Below are 21747 nucleotides of genomic sequence, written 5' to 3'. Positions count from 1 at the left end.
CCGCGACCTGGTGCGGCGCCCGGCCCGACCCGGGTCAATTTTCTTTCCGAGCCGGGTCACGGGGCGGGGGTGGTCATCGCCGGACCGCGCCCTCCGTCGCCGGCGAAGCCGGCAAGGAGAGGCCAAGCTCCAGCCCGAGCCCGGCGAGGAACCGCACCGGGTGGGGCTGGAGCGCGAGGGCCGGGTGCACCGAGGCGTCCGGCTGCGTCAGGAGGACGTCCGCGCCCAGCATCGCCTTGAGGCGAAGCCACCCGGTGATCGGGTACCCGAGCTCCGCGACCGGCGCGGCGCTGACGATCACATCGGTCCGTGCCTCGGGCGGGGGCAGCTGCCGCGGGATCATCCGCGGCCACCGCCAGGGGGGAAGGAAGCCCGGCGGCGGCGGCTGGCCCCGCGGCGGCGGCCAGGCCGGCAGCGGCCACGCGGGCGGCGGCGGCCACGCGGGCGACGACGGGGTGGGCTGCGCGGAAGGCTGGGGGATGCGCTCGACGACATCGACGCAGGCGCGCGCGCCGAGCTGCAGGTCGAAGCCGAGCGGGAGCCGGAGCCGGAGCTGGCCGGTCGCGCTCACGGGGTGACGCACCAGCTCGAACGGCGACCGGTCGTCGCCGAGCGTGGCCGGAGGGACCAGATCGTACCCTAGGCCGAGGACGGCTTGATCGATCGGCGCCCACGAGGCGCGGAGCGCGGCGGCGCTCTGCCAGGGCACCTCGTCGCTGAGGTTCGCGCCGGTGTAGCCGACCTGCACGGCCAGCGTGGGCAGCCTGGGCGCCTCGGGGCGGGCGCGCCGCTCGACCGCGGGCGGCGGCGGGCCCGGCGCCGCGCCCGCGGCCGCCGCGGGGGGCGCCGCGGGCGCAGGGGCGGCGGGCTCGGGGGGAGCCGCCGGCGGGGCTGCGGCCGCGGCGACATCCACCTCGGCCAGGCCGGCGATGCGCCCCTCGCGGAGCTCCTCGGCGACCGCGCCGGCGATGTTGGCGAGCGCCTCGAGGGCCGCGGTGGTCTGTCCGGGCGGGACCGGGATGCGGCGGCCGTAGACCTGATCGCCGCCGCGCTCGACCGCGTACAAGGCCAGCTCGTCGGCCGAGCCGGCGTCGATCCAGAGCACGCCCCGCGCGTCCCAGGCGTCGGCGAGGGCGCGCGCGTCGGGGAGGAGGGTGTGCAGCGCGGGCCTCGACGCGCCGGAGCGGACGACCTGGAGGCGGACGCCGAGGGGGCGGACATGGGCCGCGACGAGGTCGATGGCCCGCTCGTCGATGCGGCCGGCGCCGGGGAAGGCCGCGAGGACGAGCACCGGCGCGCGGGCGGCGCTGGGCGCCTCGCGGGCGGCGCGGGGCGCTTCGGCGGCGGCCGGGAGGGCGACGAGCGTGCAGACCACCGCGCTGGCGGCCGTTCGGGCAGCGCGGAGGGCGAGCGCGAGCGACGCAGCCGGCACGGGCTGCGGAAAATATCATCCTTCCCTCCGGGGCACCATCCCCGGCGGGCCGGCTCGAGCCGCGGAGTTCGTGCGATCACCGCGGGGCGGCGGCGCCGGAACTAGCGGCCTCAGCGCGCTCGGGCCGACCGCGGGTAGCTGCCGAGCACCTTCACCATCTCGCAGCGGGCGCGCAGCCGCTCGATCGCCTCGGCGACGCGCGGATCGCTCCGGTGGCCCTCCAGGTCGACGAGGAAGACGTAGTCCCAGTGCTTTTGCCGGCTCGGGCGCGACTCGATCCTCGTCAGGTTGATGGCGGCGTCGTCGAAGATGGCGAGCACCCGGCGGAGCGCGCCGGGCTCCTCCTGCACGGAGAAGACGATCGATGTCTTGTCCGCGCCCGTGGGCGGCGCGTCGGCCCGGGCGATGACGATGAAGCGGGTCGCGTTCTCGGGGCGGTCGTGGATGCGCTCGCGGAGGAGCGGCAGCCCGTAGAGCTCGCCCGCGCCGCGGTTGCCGACCGCCGCCGCGGCGGGATCGCCGAGGACCTCGTGCGCCGCCGCGGCGACGGAGGCGGTCTGGACGATCTGCGCGCCGGGGAGGTGCTTGGCGAGCCAGAGGCGGCACTGCGAGAGCGCGTGCGAGTGCCCGAGGACGCGGGTGATGCCGCTCAGCCCCTCGGCCTTGCTGAACAGGCAATACGCCACGTCGAGCACGAGCTCCTGCCGGATCTGGAGGTCGCTCTCGATGAGGGCGTCGGCGGTGAGGGTCACCGAGCCGTCCGTGGAGCTCTCGACGGGGACGACGCCGCAGGCCGCCTCGCCCGCGCGCACGGCGTCGAAGACGCCCTCGATGGTGCCGGTCTCCCGGTAGCGCGCGGCCAGCCCGAAGAGGTGGCGCGCGGCGACCTCGGCGAAGGCGCCCTCGGTCCCGGGAAAGGCCACCTTCATGGGCTCCTCGAGCGCCAGACAGGCGCTCATCACCTCCCGGAAGACGACCCGGATGGCGTCGCGCGGGAAGCGGCCGGCGCCCTTCGTCTGGAGGCGGTCGAGCACGCGCCGTTCGCGCTCCGGGTCATGGAACTGCGTGGCGTTGGCGGCGCGCTTCGCGTGCGCGACCTCGACGGCCACCTCGGCCCGTTCGGCGAGGAGCTCGAGGATACGGTCGTCGATGCTGTCGATGCGCACGCGGAGCTCGCCCAGGGTCGTCATGTACAATTCACCTCGGAGGGGACCGGCGGCCATCAAAGCGCAGGGGGCGCCGCCGCGCAAGGCTCGCCTCGGCGGGGGGAACGCCCGTGAAACGCGCGCGACGGAGGCGCGCGTCGGGGGCGAAGCGGCATCCGTGCGGGCTCGACGCGTGGACCCCGCTGGGAGAGAGGAGACCGGCGAAGGCGAAGAGCGAGCGCCTGACGAGGGAGCGGGAAGGGCGGGAGCGATAGGGGCGGGGGCGGGAGCGACAGGGGGCGGGGGCGGGAGCGGCAGGGGCGGGCGCAGGCGTGAGAGGATCGGGGGCGAGCGTGAGAGGATTGGGGGGAGGGCGCGATACGATGCCAGACGTGCGGTACGGCCGCCTCCTGGTTGAGCGTAACGGGGGATGGCCGCTCATGGGGAGGAGCTGTCAATCAGAGTGGCCGATGCGGAAGAGGAGTTTGTCTCCTTCCTGTGCCGCAGCATCGATGTCAAGGGTCAGGCTGCCTGAACGATTGAGGTGCGCACGAGGACTGATGGTCCGTCGCGCAAGAGGATGGCGCACGCGCCGTGTCAGCGCGACGCATGCGCCCATCGGTCCATGCCTCCGTCTGGACGATCGCCGATCGACGTCAACTACTCTGACTCTCCCGCACCCTTGCTGAAGGAGTGGGGCGAGCTCTTCCGGAACGACTGCCGTCGAGCACTCGTGCCCCTCGCCTACGGCGGCGAGGTCCACGGCACCGTCTACGTGGAGTACGGGACCCGCGGCGCCGGGGACGAGGCGCTCCGCTTCGTCGCCGAGCTCGCCGACCTCGCGGGGCTCTTCCTGAAGCGGGCGATCGAGCGCGGGGCGCTCCGCCGCCGCACCCAACAGCAAGGATTCGTCGCGCTGGAGCTCCGGCCCGGACGCGACGCCTCACTCGCCCTGTCTCCGTGGAGGAGACACCTGGTCCTGCGCTCAGCGGGCGCTTACGGCGAAGATGTGCTCGATGGCGTCCACGCACATCTGTTCCGCCACCTCCTGGGTGATCCGGGACAGCACCCGAAACCGCGTGAGCTCGGTCAGGGTCTGGTAAACGTTGACCTCGGCGATCACCTCTCCATCGCCCTCGGCCTCGGCGTTGTAGAAGAGGCGGATCAGGTTGTTGGCGTCCGCCGGCACGCCCCGGAGGAGGACGTGGAGCTCGATGCTCGGGGTCTGTTCGCCCACGTCGTGCTCGATCCGGCAGGCGTGGCCCGACGCGGCGAGCTCACCGCCGATGGCCTTGAACGTGGGCACGAAGATGTCGGCCAGGATCCGCCGGAAATCACCCTTGAAACGCTCGCGCCGGTCGGCCGCGCCAGCGCCGCTCTCGCCCTGGGTCAGGCGCTTGCCGTATTTTTGTTGAATGATCGCCAGGCGGATGCGGGCGTGCTCGTTGATGGCCATGCTTGTGTCCCTCATCGGGCAGAACAGCGCAGGGGCTCGGGTCGGTCTCGCGGACGACCGGGCGGGCGTCAGAGCAGCAGGACCTTGACCTGACTCGGGGCGATGGTCGTCCCGTTCACGTTGATCTGGTTCTGGATGCCCGTGGCGCCGAGCCGCACCGCCGGCTTGTTCTGCAAGAGCAGCTTGGGATAGGGGACGAGGCGCCGCGAGGGGCCCATGTTGCGACGGGAGATCACGCCGCCGAGAATCCCAGGGTTGTCTCCCATGGAGATGGGAATGACGGTCGCCAGCGTATGGGCGGGGCCGCGCCCCAGAATCACCTTGTACGCGACGGACGTCGCCATGGTTCGAGACGCGATGTTCGGGTACGGGACGGGCCCCGGCAAGCAGACGTCCGGCATGCCAAAATCGAGCCCACCGCCCGAGGTGCTAGCAAACATATCGGATCACCCTACCTGGATCTGGTCGCCGTCGATCTTCACGAGGTGCGACGCCGTGATCTTGGCGTTCTCGCTGTGGATGGCGAGGTTGCCCTTGGCCGCGTAGTCGATGCGGTCGGCGCGCACGTGGTCGGCCTCCTCCACGATGCGGTAGGAGCGCTTCACCCTCTGCATCAGCCGCTCGAGGTGCGCGTCGAGGCTCCGGCCGACGAGCTTGGCCCGGTCGACCTCGCCGCGGACCAGCTTGCTGACGAACGAGAACAGCCCCAGCGCGACGTGCCCCTCCTTGGCCTGGAGACGGAAGGTCGACGCGACCATCGAGAGGTCCTTGCCGGAGTGCACGTGCACGCCGTCCGGCGCCGAGAGGCCCAGCGCGCCGCGCTGCAGGCGGATCTGGAGATCCCCCTCGGCGACGAGGCGCGAGGGCGCGCCCTCCTCCCGCTCGAGGACGGCGAGGATGTAGCGCGCGCCGTTCACGACGGCCAGGAGCACCAGGTCTCCGGTGGCGGGCTCCAGCAGACAGCTCGTCGCGCGCTTCGCGCGGACCTCGCCGTCCTCGGTCTCGACGATGTACGCGGAGCCATCGAGCCGGAGCACGGCGCCGTGCTCGCCGTGGGCCTCCCGCTCGTACCGTCTCGTCCTTGCTACGCTCTGCATGGTGTTCTCATGAGTGAGGGGTGCGTTGACCGCCGGCAGGCTTCCCGAGAACGTTGGCCTGCCAGTCTTCTGCTTCCTTGAGCTCCTGGTCGTCGCCGTGCGCCAGCGCCTTGCTCAGCGGCCAGACGGTGCCCTTGTCCGTCACGCGATGCAGCCGCGCGCGCGACAGCGTCGCGTCGGAGAAGTCGGCGAACGACACGTCGGCGTGGGAGAGGTCTGCATGGCTCAGGTCGGCCCCGCAGAAGCGGGCGCCCGGGCAGCTCGCCCGGTGCCAGACGCTCATCTCGAGCCGCGCGCCCGAGAAGCTCGCGGCGTCCACGCGCGCATCGACGAAGAGCGTCTGGGTCAGGTCGGCCTTGGTGAGGCTCGCGTTCATCACGGCCGCCTCGACGAAGACCGCCGCATGGGCGATGGCTCCGTCCAGCCGAGCCCCGGTCAGATTGGCGCCCTTGAAGCTGCATTGCGTCAGGTTGGCCCCGGAGAAATCGCAGCCGTGCAGGTCGGCGTTCGTGAGCTGCGCCCCGCTGAGGTCCATCCCCCGGAGGTCCTTGGGCCCCATCCGCACCTCGACCAGGATCGCTTCCACGAGGGTGATGCCCGTGAGGATGGCCTGGGACAGGTCCTGACGGAACAGGACCGCCTTGGTCAGGTTCGCCTGGGAGAAGTCCGCGCCCGCCGTCTCGGCCTGAAACAGGGCTGCGTCGGTCAGGTTGGCGCGGACGAGCCGGGCGTTCTCGAGGCTGGATCGCGCGATCTCGGTCAACGAGAGATCGGCTCCGGTCAGATCGGCCGACTCGAGGTCCACGTCCGAGAAGCTCGCTCCGACCAGCGAGGCGTCCGCGAGCGCGGCCCCCGCGAGCGCGCAGTCCACGGCGCTGCCGAGGTGAAAATCGAGCCCCTTCAGGTTGGCTCCCGAAAAGTCGCAGCGGTGAAAGATCGCCTCGCGCGCCTTGGCGCCCTCGAGGTTGGCGCTCGCGAAGCGGACGTCCTCGAAGATCCCGCCCGAGAGGTCGATCCCCGAGAGATCGCGGCCCGACAGGTCCAGCTCCGAGACGACCTCTCCTTGCTCGATCAGCGCGCGCAGCGCTCCCCTATCCATGCTGCCTCTCGGCCGGTATCATCCGGAGTCGCTTGAGGTTGGCGCCGGCGAAGCTCGTGTCGTCGTCTCCGACCATCCGGTCGGCGCACACGCCGAACAGGTTGGCCTTCTCGAAGCTGGCGCCGCGGACGCAGGCGTGGTTCAGGACGCTCTCCCTCAGGTCGGCCGCGTGGAGCGACGCCCTGGTGAGGTCGGCTCGCATCAGCATGGCCTCCACGAGGTTCGCGCGATCCAGCTTCGCCTCGGTCAGGTCGGCCTCGTTGAGCAGCGCGCCGCGCAGGTCGGCATCGGCGAAGTTGCTGCCGTGGAGGCGCGTCCCCATCAGGTTCGCGCCGGCGAGCGTCGCTCCGCCGAAGTCCGCGCCCGCGAAGGACGAGCCCTTCACGATCGCGAGGTCCTTCGCCATGGCGTTCCGGAAGATGGCGCCGTCGCCCTCGGCGGCGATGAACGTGGCGGAGCTCAGGTCGACGCCGGTGAAATCGACGTCGGTGACGTTCACCTCGTTGAACGTGCTCCCCGAGAGCCGCGCGCCCGCGAGGCGCGCCTCCGTGAGGTCCACGTTCTGGAACGTCGCCTTCTCTGCGACGACGTTCTCCAGGTTCGCGTCGCAGAAGTTCGCCTCGGAGAGGTCGGCACGCGAGAGATTGGCGCCGGACAGGTCCGCTCCCCAGAGGTCGGCCTGGACGAGCACAGACCCGCGGAAATCGACGCCTCCACCAGCCTTCACGTCCCGCAGGCACGCCGACCCGAGGTTGGCCCCATCGAGCCTGGCCCCCGAGAGATCCGCGCCCACCAGGTTCGCGTGCGCCAGGACGGCTCCCGTGAGGTTCGCCTTTCGCAGGATGCTCCCGGTGAGGAAGGCCGACTCGAGGATGGCGCCCGAGAGGTCGATCCCCTCGAGGTCGAGGTGGGAGAGATCGGCGCCCGTGAGGTCGCACCCCGCGAAGCTCCGCCCCTCCTTGTGCCCGGCCTCCACGTCGCGGCGAAGTCGCAGAGATTCTTCGCCGTCGAGGGCCGCGGAGGCCGGCAGGAGGTGCGCGATCCGCGGCCCGTCTTCGCCCCACCCGGCGGAAGCGGGCGCCTTCTGGTCCAGCCCCTCGGCAAACTCGAAGTCCTCGTCTTCCGCAGCGTCACCGCCCCAGCCCTCGTCGTCTGGCAGGGGGTCACCGTCTGGCTCCTCGTGCAGGGCGTGGGCGTCGTCGGGGATGTCGTCGTCGCCGTCGAGGTCGGCGTCGTCGTCGGCCCGGGTACCTTCCTCGAGCGCTCGCCAGTCCAGCCCCGACAGCAGCTCTTCGGTCTTCTCTGGCGTGACGCCCTCGCTCTCCAGCGTCTGCCGCGCGCGCTCGCGGACCTGCGACACCGTGACCTCGCTCGGGCGCTCGGAGGCGTGCTGACGCGCTTTCGCGAGCATCGCGCCGACGTCGACCCCGTGCATGTGCACCGCAGCGCGGGCCTTGCCTTCGACCAGGCTGACCAGGGCCTCCTCGGACTCATCGAGGGGCTCGGGGGCCTCGGAGGGGCCTTGCTGGGAGAAATCTGCCTCTGATTCCAAGCCATGGTCCCGCAGCCGCCTCTTGGCCCATTCCGCGAGCGTCGCCTCCTGGCGAAGCGCTTCGGCGTCCTCGGCGTCGTCATCCGCGTCGGGGGCCCTCGTCGCGGCCGCCGGCTCGATCGGCTCCGGGTCCGCCTCGCGGTTTACCCCCGTGTCCGCCTCGAGCTCGGACCACGCGAGGCTCTCGTCTTCCTCGTCGGATTCCTCGTCGGACTCGGTCCACGCGAGGCTCTCCTCTTCCCCCTCGCCGTCGGAGAAGTCCATGGCCGGCTCCGCCTCGTCCTCGCCGGCCGCGGCATCCAGATGCTCGGGGTCGATCCCCATCTCGGCGAGGTCGTCGTCGGGCTCCTCGATGTCGGGGTCCCCCTCTGCTCCGGCTTCGTTCGCACCGGTGGCGACGACACCAGCCCCGGCCGCGGCCGCGGCCGCGCGCCTGACGGCTCGATCCGGCGTACCTCCCAGGAACCCCTGCCGACGGAGCCTCGACGCGAGCCCGGAGAGCCTGTCATCGGGCAGCGGCGGCGCCTCCGGATCCTCGGGCTCGGGCATGAGCACGTCATCCTCGTCGTCCGGGAGATCGGGGTTCCGGGGGCCGAGCCGGGGGGTCAGGTACTCATGGTAGTACGCGGCGGGCCTCGGAGCGCCCATGGCCTCGCAGGCGACCAGCACGGCCACCACGTCCTTCGCGTCGTCCTCGGCGATCTCGACGCCGCCGCGAAAGAGGACGACCCCCCGCTCGCGGTGCGGGAACAGGCGCACCGTGTCGAGCTTCATGGCGGGCTCGCGGACCTCCACCCCGTCGCGCGTCTTGAGGCAGACGAAGCATCGGCTGGCGACCCCGGGGAGCGCGCCTTCGATCCGGGGCTTGTCGGGGTGCATGTTCTCGACCACGAAGGCCTCGTCGCCCCGGAAGAACCCGTCGATCTGCTGGTCGTCCGGGGCCATGTTGAACATCGTCGGGTCCAGATCCCGCGCAAAGCCCGGGAAGCACTCGTTGCGCCACGCCGCGTCGTGGGTGCCGATCTTGGAGAACCTCTGGGGCCAGGTCACGTCGTACCCGTCGAGGCCGGCGGGCGCAGGACGGTCGCCGCGGGCGTGGATCAGGTGCTTGGGCGACTCGATGTTGGGGAGCGCCGCGCTCTTGTCGCCATGGCCCTTGCCCAGCGGGTTCTTGGCGAAGCCGTCCCCGCCGAACGCGTTCCGCCAGGTGACAGGCATCTCGGTGAACGGCGCCGGGTCCGACATGCCGAGCATCCCCCACGTCCGGTCGCCGACGACGTAGAGGCCCTTGTCGATGGATCCGAGCTGGACGCGGACCGAGCTCGCGGGGCGAGCGACGCGCCCCGGCGGATAGCAGCGTCCGGTGACAAGGAGCTCGCCCCGCGTCTTCGGATTGAACTCGTCGAGGACGCCATCGTTGCCGAGCTCCTCCGTGGCCATCGTCCAGACCGTCGGCTCGTAGAGCAGCCGGGCCGGCCTCTCGTAGGAGAAGCCGACGAAGGCGGTGACCAGGAGGTGCGGGGTGCGCTGGTTCATGAAGACCCGCGGCACCACCCCGAGACGCATGGGTTTGACGATTTTCATCCGACGGAATCCAGGGTAGCGGGCCTCGAGGGATCGTCCGGCTCAGCGTCGAGCGCGAGCCTCTTCCAGACGCGGCAGGCAGATCACTTCACGATGTGCAGCTCCGACTGCAAGAGGTCGAGCTGGGACGAGATGCGATATATCTGGGCCTTGGCGTTGAAACCTTTTGTCTTGAGCTCCGACATGCTCAACTGCTTCACCTCGAGAGGGGCACGTTTGTATGCCAGCCCGTCGATCCTCTCGGTCTTTGTGCCATGGATCCTCTCGACCCGTGTCCCGATGTCGGTCTTGTAAAGACCAGTCACCGTGCTGGAGGCAGGGCCCACGACAGTGCTCTTTCTCCACCCCCTGACCGTCGTGCGGCTCCCGCCCTTGATCTTCGTGACGCTCTGACCCGTGATGTCCGTGAAGCTGCCCACCGCGTGAACGGTGGTCTTTCGCCCTGCGCGGAAATCGCTGGTGTCGAGGCCGACGATCTCGGTCTTGCGCGTGCCCGTGACACGGGTCTCGTTCTTGCCGTTGATCGTCGTTTTGTTCTGAACGAAGACCGTCGTCTCTCGGCCGTTGTCGAAGACGCCCTTGTCGTGGCCTCGGATATGAGTGTCGCGCTTCCCGAAGATGGTCAAATCACTGTAGCCCCTGACGGTGAGCTCACGGTTGGACATGAGCAAGGTCGTGCTGTCGCCGCCGATGGTCGTCTTCCGGGTCCCCTTGATGCGGGTCTTTCGATTGCCGTAGACGTTCGTGGACTCGTTGCCGAGGATGCGCGTGTCGCGGTAGCCCAGGATCACGTTCTGCGCGTAGCCGGCGACGAAGCTCCCGGAGTATCCGCCGACCATGCTCAAGGCGAAGCCTCCCACGATGCTCTCGGAGATCCCCGCGGTGATCGCCGTCCGGTTGCCGCCCACGATGTTCTCGGAGGAGCCGCCGATCCACGTGAACGCGTGGCCGTTCGTCTTGACCTCGTAGGTCGAGCCGGCGTTGGGCGCCCCCATCCGGATGTAGGTGTTCGCGTGCGGCGTCGACAGGGTGATCCGCTCTTGACCGGCCTGGTCTTCGATCTCGAGCCGGTTCCGCCCGCCCGTCTGGATCACGTTCCGCGTGTTGTTCCCCGAGGTGACCGGGCTCGGCGTCAGCGCGTTGGGCGCGACCCCGACGACGGCCGGCCGGTCGGGGTCGCCCCCCTCGAAGGCGCACATGACCTCGGTGCCGGCGCGCAGCGGGAAGTGGAAGCCCTCGATGCCGCCGCCGTGGGGCTGGAGCATCCGGACCCAGGTCGACGCCTTCCCCCCGGTCAGGTCGCTCTCGTCGAAGTGGAACTTGATCCGGTAGCGGCCATGGGTGTCGATCTGCGCGTACTCGCTGACCGCCGCGCCGTCGACGACCGCGGGCTCGGTGCCGTAGATGCGCGGCCACGCGGTGACCTGCGGCGCGCGGAACTGCACCGTCGCGGGGATGGCCTTGGCCTCGATGCGATAGTTTTCACTCCACGACACGAACTCTCGAAGCTCGGGCATGTCCGGGGTCTGGCTGCACCAGTGCTCGGCCTCGATGGCCAGATACTTCGCGTTGAACGCGGCCCGCGGATGCTCGTCGAGCTCGAAGGTAAACCCAGGGAGCAGCGTCGCCGCGTTGCCCATCACCTGGTAGACGACGCCGGTCGCGGCGAGGCTCTCGGCCTTGATCCGCGCCAGCCGCGCCCCGTCGCCCGCCGAGAAGAAGCGCGCGCCGAACAGGCTGACCTCGCCGAAGCCGTTGGGGGAGACCACCGCCTGCCCGGTGACCGGTACGGCCGGATTGGCGTAGTTATGGTCCTTGAGGCGGACCGCGCTGGGCACGGCTTCATGCCGGCAGGTGAAGGCGTAGACGGAGTCCTTCGCGGTGTTGGCGCCGCCGGGCTGCGGGTAGTAACGAACGGGCCTGCCGCCATACGGCTGATGAACCGATTCGTCGTCGGTCAGCACCAGCGTCTCGCCGCCCTCGCCATGCTCGAAATAGTAATAGATGCCCTCGCGCTCCATCCACCGGGTGATGAAGGCGTAGTCGCTCTCGCGGTACTGGCAGACATGCTCTTCGGCGACGTAGGCGCCCTGGAGCTGGAGGGTGCAGTCCGCGACGCCGCCCTTTTGAAGCACGGCCTGGATGATCTCCGGGATGGCCTTCTCGGTGAAGATGCGGCTGTGAAACGCCATGGTCAGCAAGGCGAGGCGCGGGACCAGGGTGGCCCGGAAGACGCACCGGCCTTCGAAGTCGTTGATCAGCTCGATGCTGCCCAGGACGCCGCTTCGAACGAAGGGTGAGTCGCCGCTGTTCTCGCTGTCGCTCCGCTGCAGAGAGAGGGTCAGCGGCTGGCCCACGGCCGCGGCCATATCGAAGGCATGGCCGATGTCGTTGGTCATCACCAGGTAGAGCTCGAAGCGATAGAGCTTCGAGATGCCCTCGGTGCCATGAAAGGCGACGAGCCTGGTGGAAGAGGGCAGGGCGCTCGATTGAACGACGAATTGGTCGGGCATGGGGAGCCTTCGAGGGTGAGGTGCGGCGGCAAGGACAAGAACGCGCCGTGGAGCGTAGAGGGGCTCTGTGGCGATCGTGTGTCGGGACGCCTCCTAGTTGCTGTCGTCCAGGACGGCGCTCGCAGCTGAAGCGGTTATTTCCGCTCGGATCCGCTCGTGGCGCGGCGGGAGCCCGCGCGGTCGCCGGCGCGCTGGATGACCGCGCCGCCGGGGCCGGGGCGGCGGCGGCGCGCGGGGCGGCTCAGCGGCCCTGGCCGGCCGCGTGGGCGTCGCCGACCAGATCGTCGATGTCGCCGGGCGCGAACCCGACCAGATCGGGCTCCGGCGTGAGCGCCACGCCGAACCGATCGAGCACCCCGCGCCGCACGCGCCGCGCGAGATCGAGGAGCTCCGCCGCGGTGGCGCCGCCGCGGTTCACCAGCGCGAGCGTGTGGCGCGTCGAGATGCCCGCGGCGCCGTGGCGCGTCCCCTTCGCGAACCCCGCGCGCTCGATGAGCCACGCGGCCGACAGCTTCACCCGCCCCTCGCCCGCCGGATATTGCGGGATCGCCTCGCCGGGCGCGAGCACGCCCGCGGCCTCGATGCGCGCGAGGGCGCCCGCCGCCGCGCCGGCCTCGAGCGTCGGGTTCATGAAGAACGACCCCGCGCTCCGGCCGTTCTCGTCCGCCGGATCGAGCACCATCGACTTGCCGCGGCGGAGCGCGATCACCGCGCGGCGCACCTCGGCGAGCGGCGGCGGCGCTCCTCCCGGAGGCGCGGCGAGCGCCCGCTGGAGCTCGGGGTAGCGGACCGTCGCGGCGCCGCCGGGGCGCAGCGCGAACGTGACCGCCGTGATGACGTACCGCCCGCGCCACGCGCGCTTGAACCGGCTGTCGCGGTACCCGAAGCCGCAGTCCGCCCCGGCGAGGGTGACGGCCGCCCCGGTCGCGCGGTCGATCGCCCGGACCTCGGCGATCGTCTCCGCGACCTCCTGGCCGTACGCGCCCACGTTCTGGATCGGCGTCGCGCCGACGTCGCCCGGAATGCCCGACAGGCACTCGACCCCGGCCCAGCCCTCGGCGACCGCCCGCGCCACGAGGTCGTCCCAGCCCGCGCCGGCGCCCGCGCGCACGAGGACGCGCGGGCCCCGCCCGCCGTCGCCCGCGGCGTCCCCCCCGCCCGCGAGCTCGACCCCGCGGACGCGCACGCGCAAGACCAGCGCGTCGACCCCGCGGTCGGCGACGAGCAGGTTCGAGCCGCCGCCCAGCACGAACAGCGGCACCCCGCGGGCCTCGGCGAAGCGGAGCGCCTCGAGCACCGCGGCCTCGTCGGCCGCCTCGGCGAAGAAGCGCGCCGGGCCGCCCACGCCGAGCGTCGTGAGCGGGGCCAGCGGGACCGACGCGCGGACGTCGAGGCTCAGGGCTTCTTCTCCGCGCCCTGCGGCCGCGCCGCGCCGCGCCCCGCCGCCTTCGGCGCGCCGCCTTCCGGCGCCGGCCGCGCCACCCGGATGCCCGCCATGAAGCCGCTGTCGACCGCCTGCACCCGCGCGACGAACGCCTTGTACTCGTCGGCCGACACCGTGCCCGTCGGCAGGCTCAGCGCGAAATCCTCCTCGATCGCCGCGCCGTAGCTGCCCTTGCGCGACGCCTCGAGGCCCGCGTGCTCGACCCGCACGCCCTCGGGCGCGCGCTGGACCGCGTACCCCTCCGGCAGCTCGATCCGGCGGCGCACGTGGTACTGGAGCGCGGTCTCGATCGCGAGCGCGCTCTTGCGCGCCCCGCGCGAGGCGTACGTGGCGCCGAGCGTGCCCGCGAACGCGCGCGGGAACGCGAGGTGCACCGGCTCCAGCCCTGGCAGCGTCCACGCCGCGGCGTCCTTGCCCTCCGGCCGCGCGAAGCCGTGGATCGTCACGGCCGCGCGGAGCGCGACCTCCCACGAGCCCTCCGTCGACGAGACCACGACGTCCTCGACGTCGGCCCACGGCAGCCAGCCGAGCACGACGCTCCGGAGCATCTCGCGCCGCGCCGTGCCGACCACCGTCTCGAACGCCTCCGAGAGCGCCTGCGCCGACCGGCCGTGCAGCAAGATCGTGAACGATCCCGAGGCGTTGCCCTGCGCGTCGACCGCGAGCCGGAGGTCGACCTCGTCGCCGGTCTCGCCGCTCGTGCCGGCGACCGTGACGAGCTCGCCGCCCGGCAGCATGGCGGCGCGGCCGCGCAGCTCGGGGCTGATGCGCCCGGGCGGGAGCGGCGGGCCCTCGACGTCGGCGTCGATCCACACGTCGCCGCCCGGCAGGCGCGCGATGACGAGCGGGTGGCGGAAGCGCCCCGCGTGCGGCGGGAAGTCGGCCGACGAGCTGAACGGCTCGGTCTCGGCGATGGCGAGGTCGGCGCGCACGCCGAGCTCGCGCAGCGCGCGGTAGACGACCCACGACCGGCTGCCCTGGCCGAGCTCGATCATCGCGCGCGCCGTCGTGCGCTGCGGGCCGCCGGCCATGAGCGCCGCGAAATCCGAGAGCTCGGCGCCGCCGGCGACCTTCAGCGCCTTGCCGGCGGCCGCGACGACGCGCTCGAGCAGCGCGGGCGACGGGGCCCGCTCCGGGCCCGCCGCCTCCCGCGCCCAGCGGGTCATGTACGGGTCGCGGTCCGAGAGCGCGCGGAGGTTCTCGTCGATCGCCGCGGCCACGTGGCTCCAGGTCTGCGTCCCCAGGCTGACCCCCACGCCCATCTCCGTGCGCGGCACGCCGTCTTCCATGCGCCGCGGCGGCTGGTCCTTGATGCGCCAGACGCTGACCGTGGCGGCGCCCTCGACGCGCTCCTCCGCGGCGCCGAGCAGCGGGTGCGACCAGACCGCGAGCGGGAGCGACGACGGGCGGCGGACCTCGATCGTCGCCTCGCGGACGCTCGTCCGCTCGGGGAGCAGATCCCAGGTGTCGATGACGAGCTGGCCGCTGTCGCCCGGCAGGGCGTAGCCCTCGGTGACCTGCTCGATGTAGTCGCCCTGCTCGAGCTGCGAGAGGTCGCTGTGCTCCTGCGCGGCGTTCGACGCGGCGTCGGGCGCGAGGATGCGGCCGTCGCGCTTGTGGATGCGGCGGCGCAGGAGGCGCGGCATGCCGCGGCCCTCGATGAGCGGGCCGAAGGCGACCGCGCCCTGGGCGACGTCCGTGGTGCCGGAGACGCGGCGGAGGTCGTAGGTCACGTAGTGGACGAGCCCGTCGGGCGCGATCGTGAACCGCTCGACGTGGCGGAGCACCGCGACCGCGGCGCCGGGCAGGAACGCCTTGGCCTGGTCCTCCAGCACGAGCTTGCGCCCCTCGGCCTCGAGCGGCGGCGCCGGGTCCGGCGTGAGGCCGAGCGCGCGGGAGATGGGGCCGAGCGCGGCGGGGGCGTCGCGCGCGGTCGCGCGGTCGCGGGCGAGGCGGCCCCGCGCCGCGCGGACGTCGCCGCGGCCGGCGGCGAGGCCGAGCGCCTCCAGCATCACGCGCTCGCCCGGCGGCATGGCGTCGTACACGGCGAGCGCGCCGCGCAGGTCGCCGCGGGCGACCCGCTCGCGGAGCTCGACGCCGCGCAGGGCGTCCGGCGCGCGGCGGAGCCGGCGCAGCCGCTGGATCTCGGCGAGGACCGCGGCGCGGTCGCCGCTCGCGCCGAGGAGCGCGGCGAGGCACGCGTTGCCCGAGCGATCGAGCCCGCCGCCGCAGGCGGCCTTCACCGCGTCGACCCCGGCGCGGCCGTGGACGCGGTCGTCCACCGCGGCGAGCAGCGCCGAGCCCGGCGCGGCCGCGGCGAGCCTCGCGTACGCGGCCTCGGCGACGTCGGTGACGCCGGCGCGGCGGGCGACCATCGCGAGCTCGGCGAGGACCATCCGGTCGGCGTCGGGGACCGCGGGCGCGCTCGGTCCGGCCGGCCCTGGCGGGGCGACCTTGACCCCGAGCTCGCGGAGCGCGTCCATCGTGCCCTCGCCCTGGCCGCCGCGGCGCTCGGCGAGCTCCGCCCGGTAGAGGCGCGCCTCCCACGACGCGGGCCAGGCGGCGAGCGCGCGATCGACCGCGGCGCGGGTGCGCTCGACGACCTTGGTCTCGGGCAGATCGCCCACGCGGCGGACGGCCCGCGCGTAGAGCAGGTCGAGGCGCGGCGAGCGCGGCGCGGCGCGGGGCGACGACCCCGGCGCGGACGCCGGCGCGGGCGCGCCGCCCTGGTCGAGGCGGCCGTCGCCCTCCGGGTCGAGGAGGCGCTCGGCCGCGCGCGCGTCGCCGAGCGCGAGCAGCGCGGCGGCCGCGACCTCGACGGCGGCGGGGCCGAGCCGCTCGCCCGGGGCGCGCGGCGCCGGGACCACGCTGACCGCGGCGGGCCGCGCCGCGGTCGCGGACGCGGCGGCGCCGGGGCGCGGCGCGCGGGCGCGGAGCGGGAGGCCGTTCTCGCCGAAGGCGCTGAGCTCGATGGCGCCGCCGTCGCCCTTCTGCGCCACGCGCACGACGACGCGCAGCGTCCCCGGCTGGGCCTCCACGGTCGCGAAGCGCGTGACCTGCGCGCCGCCGGCCGCGTAGTCGCGCTGGAGGGCGGGCACGCCGCCCACCTCGAGCGCGGCGGCGGACGACGAGGCGAGCGCGAGGCTCACCCGCTGGGCGACCGGGTTGTGGAGGTCGACGACCACGGCGCGCGTGCCCTGGAGGGCGCTCACCGCGTCGACGTCGATGGCGCAGGCGTCGGCGCGGACCACGATGGGCGAGACGGCCCTCGCGAACGGCGCGATGCCGGGGTACGAGCGCGCGAGCGGCGCGCCCGGCGCGGAGCTCACCGGCGAGGGGCGGTCGAGGCTCTGGAGCGGGGCCGCGTCGAGCGGGCCGACGAGGGCGGCCTCGTTCGCGCAGCCGCGGCGCGCGCTCCACGTCGCGGCCGCGGCCTCGTCGCCGACGTGGAGGGCGATGCGGTGGAGGGCGCTCGCGAGCGCGCCGCGCAGGAACGGCATCTCCGGCGCGCCGCGGCCGGAGACGTCGGCGAACGCCCAGGCGCGCTGGAGGCGGCGGGCGACCTCGGGGAGCGCCTCGCGCGAGCGGAAGGCGATCGCCGAGGCGTCGGGGGCGGAGCCGCCCGCGGTGCCGGCGCCGAAGACGAGCGCGTCGAGCGACGCGATCGCGGTGGCGAGCGCGCCCTCGTCGCCCGGCGCGTCGACGGCGGCCTCGATGGCGGCGAGGTACGGCGCCGCCGCGGCGGAGCTCGCGATCTCCGCCTCGAGCGCGGCGCCGAACGCGGCGGGCAGGGGCGCCTCGACGACGGACGGGGCCGCGGCCCCCCGCGGCGCGCACGCGGCGGGCGCGGCGCCGGCGAGCGCGAGGGCGAGCCCGAGGGCGGCGCGGCGCGCGAGGGCGCGCCCTGCGCGGCGCGGGCTCCCGGGGCGCTGGCCGACGTTCCTGGGGCTCTGGGGCGGGGTTGTCACGATCGGCGTCTCCCGGCGCCGCGCGGGGCGCCTGTCCGCCGTTCCTTACGGGGCTGAGATTGCCGAAGCAAACGCGAACTTCGGGCGGCGGGGCGATCCGGCCGACCCGCGAGGCCGGATCCATGGCCTCCGGCTCAGCCGGAGCCGCCTCCCGGGAGCCTCGGCGGGGCGCCTCGTTCGGGCGCGCGGGGCGAAGTCGCGCCGGGCGACGCCGCGCCGCGCGCCGCCGCGGCGCTCGCCGCCAGGCGCTGCATGCAGAGCTTGAGGCCTGCGCGGAGGTTTCCCACGGTCGCGATGCCCGACAGGTCGAGCCCGAGGGAGACCATGGTCTGCGCCACGTTCGGCCGGATGCCCGTGATGACCCCCTCGGCGCCGAGGAGCCGGATGGCGCGGACGAGCTCGATGAGATAGCTCGCGGTCTTCGTGTCGACGACCTCGACGCCGGTGAGGTCGAGGATCGCGAAGCGGGCTTGCTTGTCCGCGATGGCGGCCAGGAGGTCGTCCATCACGTCGGCGGCCCTCTTGCTGTCGACGACGCCCACCATGGGGAGGGTCAGCACGCTGTCCCAGACCTCGATGATGGGCGTCGACAGGTCGCGGATCACCTGCTGCTGGCGCTCGATCAGCTCGAGCCGCGATTTCAGCTCGTCTTCCCTGAGCTTCGCCTCCGTGGCGTCGACCGTGAAGCTGACGGCGCCGTCGGGCTCCCCGCGGGCGTCGCGGATCGGGATGATGCACGTCTCCCAGGCCATCCCGAACGCCTCGACGCGGGTGCGGACGAGCTCGCCCCGGACCGCTCGTCGCATCGGCTCCATGTCCATGGGCGCGGGAGGTTCGTCGAACACGTTCATTCCGACGAACTGGCCCGGCGTCAGGCCGAGGGACTTCAGGTTCTTGCCCTCGTGGAAGGTGCAGAATCCGTCGCGATCCATCCGGGTCACGGCCGTGTCCACGTTGTCGAGGATGGCCCGGAGGATGACGTCGCACTCCCTCAGCCGCTCGACGGCCTTCTCTTGCTCCGTGACCTCCAGCCCGAAGCAGAGCAGCCGAATCGCCTCGCCGCCGTCGTCGAGCACGGGCGCGAGTCGCCACTCGCACACGACGGCGCGCCCGTCCTTGCGGGTGTGGGCGCAGCGGATCGGGGCGCCCGGCTGCGCGAGCGAGCGACGAAAGGCCTCGGCGTCCGGTCCGGTCAAGATCGTGTCCGTGAGGCGGCGGCCCACCGCCTCGTCAGCGGTAACTCCAAAGATGCGTTCCGCCTCGCCGTTCCACTCGGCGACGGCGAGATCGCCGAGGTCCCCCGCGCACTCGATCACCGCGAAAGACGTGCTGCGGACTGCCCTCATGGTGCTCGCGGGGAGCTCCGGGGAGCGGGGAGCGGTGGGTGTGCTCGTCATCGTTGGTCCTCAAGCTAACGTGGGCCGGCGGCCGGTGTCGAGGGCGACCGACGAGCGGCCCGCGAGGGACGAGAGGGGTGAGCCGCGCGTGTGAGGTGAGGTTCGATCGCGCCGCCGGGCCGCTGGGATCCGGCGTGCTGTTCACCGCCGCGCGGAGAGCTCCCTTACGCTCGCCGAGGGGCTGGGCGGGCTCAGCTTGGCGAGAGGACCCCCGGCGCGGTGGTGGGCTGCGAGGGAGCGGATTTTTCGGCGAAGGTTCTGCCGGGGATTCGTCACCGGCGTGTACCGCCGGAGGTAAAGGCTGCTACGGGCGCTTGGAGCCCTGCGGGAGCTTGGCGCCGTCGAGCTTGGCGCCGTCGAGCGTGGCGCCAGCGAGCTTCGCGTACCGCAGGTCCGCGTCGCGGAAGTCGGCGCCGCGGAGGTCGGCGCCGTCGAACTCGGCGCCGGTGAACTCGGCGCCGGCCAACTTCGCTTCGCGGAGGTCGGCGTTCGAGAAGACGACGCGGCCGCAGCGAGCGCCTTCGAGATCCGCCCCGCGGAGGTCGGCGCGGCGGAAGACGCAGTCGTAGAGATCGACCCCCTTGAGGCGCGCGTTCGAGAGCTTCGCCTCTTCGAACGGGATCACCATGAGGTCTGCCTTTCGCAGGTCGGCCCCCGTGAGATCGATGCCCGGGAGCTGCACGAACCCGCCGCTCAACGTGCGCCAGCGTGACCGCCAGCGGTTCCAACGCTCGATGCCGTCTTTGACCTCACCTCGCAGCATCGCGCGCGACTCTTCGAACGTAGGGAGCAGCATCTCGATGAGCTTCTTCTCGCTCAGCTTGATGACTTTGTCGCCCTTGGCGATGCGCGCGTCGATCTCGGTCTCCGCCTTCGACGGGACGTGCGTCACGTACGGAATACGCGCGCCGACGAAGTGCGTCGCGTCCTTCACCTTCTTCGCGACCGTGCCGCCGAGCTCGAGCAGCATGTCTTCGCGGAACTCGCGCGACGTGCGCACATCCATCGCCGACCTCTGGAATTTGCCCGCGTAGAGAACGCATATCCCGGCGAGGCGCTCCTCGAACATGCCCTGCGGCTTCTTCTCCGCCAGCGGGGTGAAGCCGAGATCGAAGGGAGTGACACGCTTCTTCGTGCCTTCGAACGCGCGGATGGCGAGGTTGCCGTGCCCGTCGATGTACGCGATCTCGGTCCCGTCCTCGGAGGCGGTGAGCGGGAGGATCTCGAAGCCGTGGAACTCGATGTCTTCCGGAGCCTCGGGCTCGTCGAGCCATTGGCCCTTCTCGGCGTCGGCCGTCCTCGTACGGCCCGCGGAGTCGACGACGACCGCGCGGGCATCGTCGAGGAACGCGACCTGCCCGAGGCGCTTGTCTGGATGTGAGAGGGTAGCTGTCACCTCACCCGAACGCGGATCGATGAAGACGAGCGCGCTGTTCGACGAATGATTGCTGATGTCACGATCGATGCTGACGGCGATCCATCCGACGCGCGAGACGGCGACGCCGCCGCAGTGCTCGGGCGCGCCGCTCTCCAGCTCGATCGTATGGACGGGTGTCTCCGGATCGTCGAGCCGCCAGATTCGGACCGCGTCGGACACCGAAACGGCCCAGGTGTCGTCGGACCCGAACGTGCAGGCCGACACCTCGGCGTCGTGCGAGAGCGTCGCGGTGCGGACGCCGCGCGCACGGTCCCAGAGCTCGACGTTCGACGCGATGGGGAGCATCACCGTCTTTCCGTCGCGCGAGACCGCCACCACGCCCTGGGGAGAGGTCGCGTCGTTCGCGAAGATCGCCTTGCCCTTGTCGGTGATCTCGCGCACCACGACGGCGTTTTGGGGCTCGACGATGAGCAGCTCTCCCTGCGGGAGGTTCGCGAGCGCCGCGGGGCCGCTCGCGCGCCGCTCGCTGACCGTGCCGTCGGTCCTTCGCCAAGACCAGATCCCCGACGAGCCGGCGACGACGACGCGTTCGCGGCTCAGCGCGATCGCGTGTGGCGCGTCGATCCCGAGCTCGCTCGAAGCCGGCTCGCCATCCGAGGTCCAGATGCCGATGCCAGACGCCGTCGAGCCTGCGGCGAGCCACTTCCCGTCGCGCGAGAGCGCCATCGCGGGGCCTTGGCCGTACGCGTGGTGGCGAGGCGTGCGGACGCGACGGATCTCCGCGCCGCTGCGCTTCCACCAGCGAAAGTAGCGATCGTTGCCTTGCGAGACCACCGTCTTGCCGTCGGCCAGGAACGCGAGCCAGCGACAACCGGCCGGCCCCCCGTCCTGCTCGCCCGAGCCGTAATCTTCCTGGAAGCGATGCGAGCCCAGGAGGCGGACGGGCTCGAGCGATGCGCCGTCCCAGAGGTGGACGTCGCCTTGTCCGTGGCCGCCGGCGAGCACGCTGCCCTCGGGTGAGAACGCGAGTACGAGGATCTTGGAGCTCTTTCGTCGGGCGAGCTCCTTCTTCGACTTGCGATCGAAGACGCGGACGATGCCCTTCTGTCCGCCGGTCGCGAACGTCGCTCCGTCGGGTGAGAAGGCGAACGCGAAGATCTCGCCTGCGGGCTCGCTCAGGTCGTGAAGTCGTTCGCCGGTACGCGCGTCGAAGACGTTGGCGACGGAGTCTCCGCCGTAGGTCGCGACGGCCGCACCGTCGGCGCTCACGGTCGCGAAGGCGAACTCCTTCGTCGCCTGCTCTCCGAGCTTCCACGAGAGCTCGCCGTCTTGACCGAGGCGCGCGATGGATCCACGCGCCCACAGGAGAAGGTCGCCGTCAGGCAACGCGAAGACGCCAGTGAAGCAACCGGTGACCGTCTGCTCGTCGAGGGCACGACCGTCGTCGACGGCGAAGCGATGCACCTTCGTGCGCTTCTCGCCGGTCACGAGCGCCACGAGCGTTTTGGAGTCCGGAGAAAAATCGAGACCAGTGAAGTTGCCGGGCGCGTTGAAGCGGGTGGCGCCGAAGACCTGTCGGATCATCGAACCGATCTTATTCGGATCCGTTGCCTTTCAGCGCTCCATCGGTCGTCATTTTCGGACGTGCGAGCCGGCGCGCGCACATGTGGTGACCATCGGGG

Annotated in this window: 12 protein-coding genes; all 12 read right to left on the bottom strand. The window is 72.3% G+C overall.

Going from position 1 to position 21747, the window contains the following annotated elements; all coding sequences use genetic code 11:
• Window positions 1-73: 73 nt before the first annotated feature.
• Entirely contained in the window at window positions 74-1432 is a 1359-nt protein-coding gene (locus tag WMF20_RS43715; RefSeq protein WP_437607695.1) for a hypothetical protein, read from the bottom strand.
• Window positions 1433-1542: 110 nt separating this feature from the next.
• Window positions 1543-2622: a prephenate dehydratase gene (gene pheA, locus WMF20_RS43710; protein ID WP_437607694.1), complete on the bottom strand. Its 1080-nt coding sequence runs from the start codon at window positions 2620-2622 to the stop codon at window positions 1543-1545.
• Between the two features lie 940 nt (window positions 2623-3562).
• A complete protein-coding gene (locus WMF20_RS43705) occupies window positions 3563-4033 on the bottom strand; it encodes a hypothetical protein (protein WP_437607692.1) in 471 nt (156 codons plus the stop codon).
• Window positions 4034-4101: 68 nt separating this feature from the next.
• Complete coding sequence (locus WMF20_RS43700) at window positions 4102-4473, bottom strand: DUF4150 domain-containing protein (RefSeq protein WP_129579801.1); 372 nt, start codon at window positions 4471-4473, stop codon at window positions 4102-4104.
• Between the two features lie 6 nt (window positions 4474-4479).
• Window positions 4480-5130: a DUF3540 domain-containing protein gene (locus WMF20_RS43695; protein WP_437607690.1), complete on the bottom strand. Its 651-nt coding sequence runs from the start codon at window positions 5128-5130 to the stop codon at window positions 4480-4482.
• A gap of 7 nt (window positions 5131-5137) precedes the next feature.
• Window positions 5138-6229 carry a pentapeptide repeat-containing protein gene (locus tag WMF20_RS43690; protein ID WP_437607688.1) on the bottom strand — a complete coding sequence of 364 codons (1092 nt, stop codon included), beginning with the start codon at window positions 6227-6229 and terminating at the stop codon, window positions 5138-5140.
• Window positions 6222-9365, bottom strand: coding sequence for a DUF2169 family type VI secretion system accessory protein (locus tag WMF20_RS43685; protein WP_437607687.1), 3144 nt, complete (start codon window positions 9363-9365; stop codon window positions 6222-6224). The genes WMF20_RS43690 and WMF20_RS43685 overlap by 8 nt, the downstream gene beginning before the upstream one ends.
• 83 nt (window positions 9366-9448) lie before the next feature.
• A complete protein-coding gene (locus WMF20_RS43680) occupies window positions 9449-11878 on the bottom strand; it encodes a type VI secretion system Vgr family protein (protein WP_437607685.1) in 2430 nt (809 codons plus the stop codon).
• Window positions 11879-12119: 241 nt separating this feature from the next.
• Entirely contained in the window at window positions 12120-13277 is a 1158-nt protein-coding gene (locus WMF20_RS43675) for a UDP-N-acetylmuramate dehydrogenase (RefSeq protein WP_437617221.1), read from the bottom strand.
• Window positions 13274-17290 carry a hypothetical protein gene (locus tag WMF20_RS43670; protein WP_437607684.1) on the bottom strand — a complete coding sequence of 1339 codons (4017 nt, stop codon included), beginning with the start codon at window positions 17288-17290 and terminating at the stop codon, window positions 13274-13276. The genes WMF20_RS43675 and WMF20_RS43670 overlap by 4 nt, the downstream gene beginning before the upstream one ends.
• A gap of 134 nt (window positions 17291-17424) precedes the next feature.
• The gene (locus WMF20_RS43665) at window positions 17425-18687 is read right to left on the bottom strand and encodes a PAS domain-containing protein (RefSeq protein WP_437607682.1); all 1263 of its coding nucleotides are present in this window, start codon (window positions 18685-18687) and stop codon (window positions 17425-17427) included.
• Window positions 18688-18991: 304 nt separating this feature from the next.
• Window positions 18992-21649: a pentapeptide repeat-containing protein gene (locus WMF20_RS43660; RefSeq protein WP_437607680.1), complete on the bottom strand. Its 2658-nt coding sequence runs from the start codon at window positions 21647-21649 to the stop codon at window positions 18992-18994.
• Between the last annotated feature and the right edge of the window lie 98 nt (window positions 21650-21747).

It is taken from the genome of Sorangium sp. So ce834 (genome assembly GCF_051521425.1).
Classification (GTDB): Bacteria; Myxococcota_A; Polyangia; order Polyangiales; family Polyangiaceae; genus Sorangium; species Sorangium cellulosum_D.
This window is presented reverse-complemented; position numbering and strand designations above follow the sequence as displayed.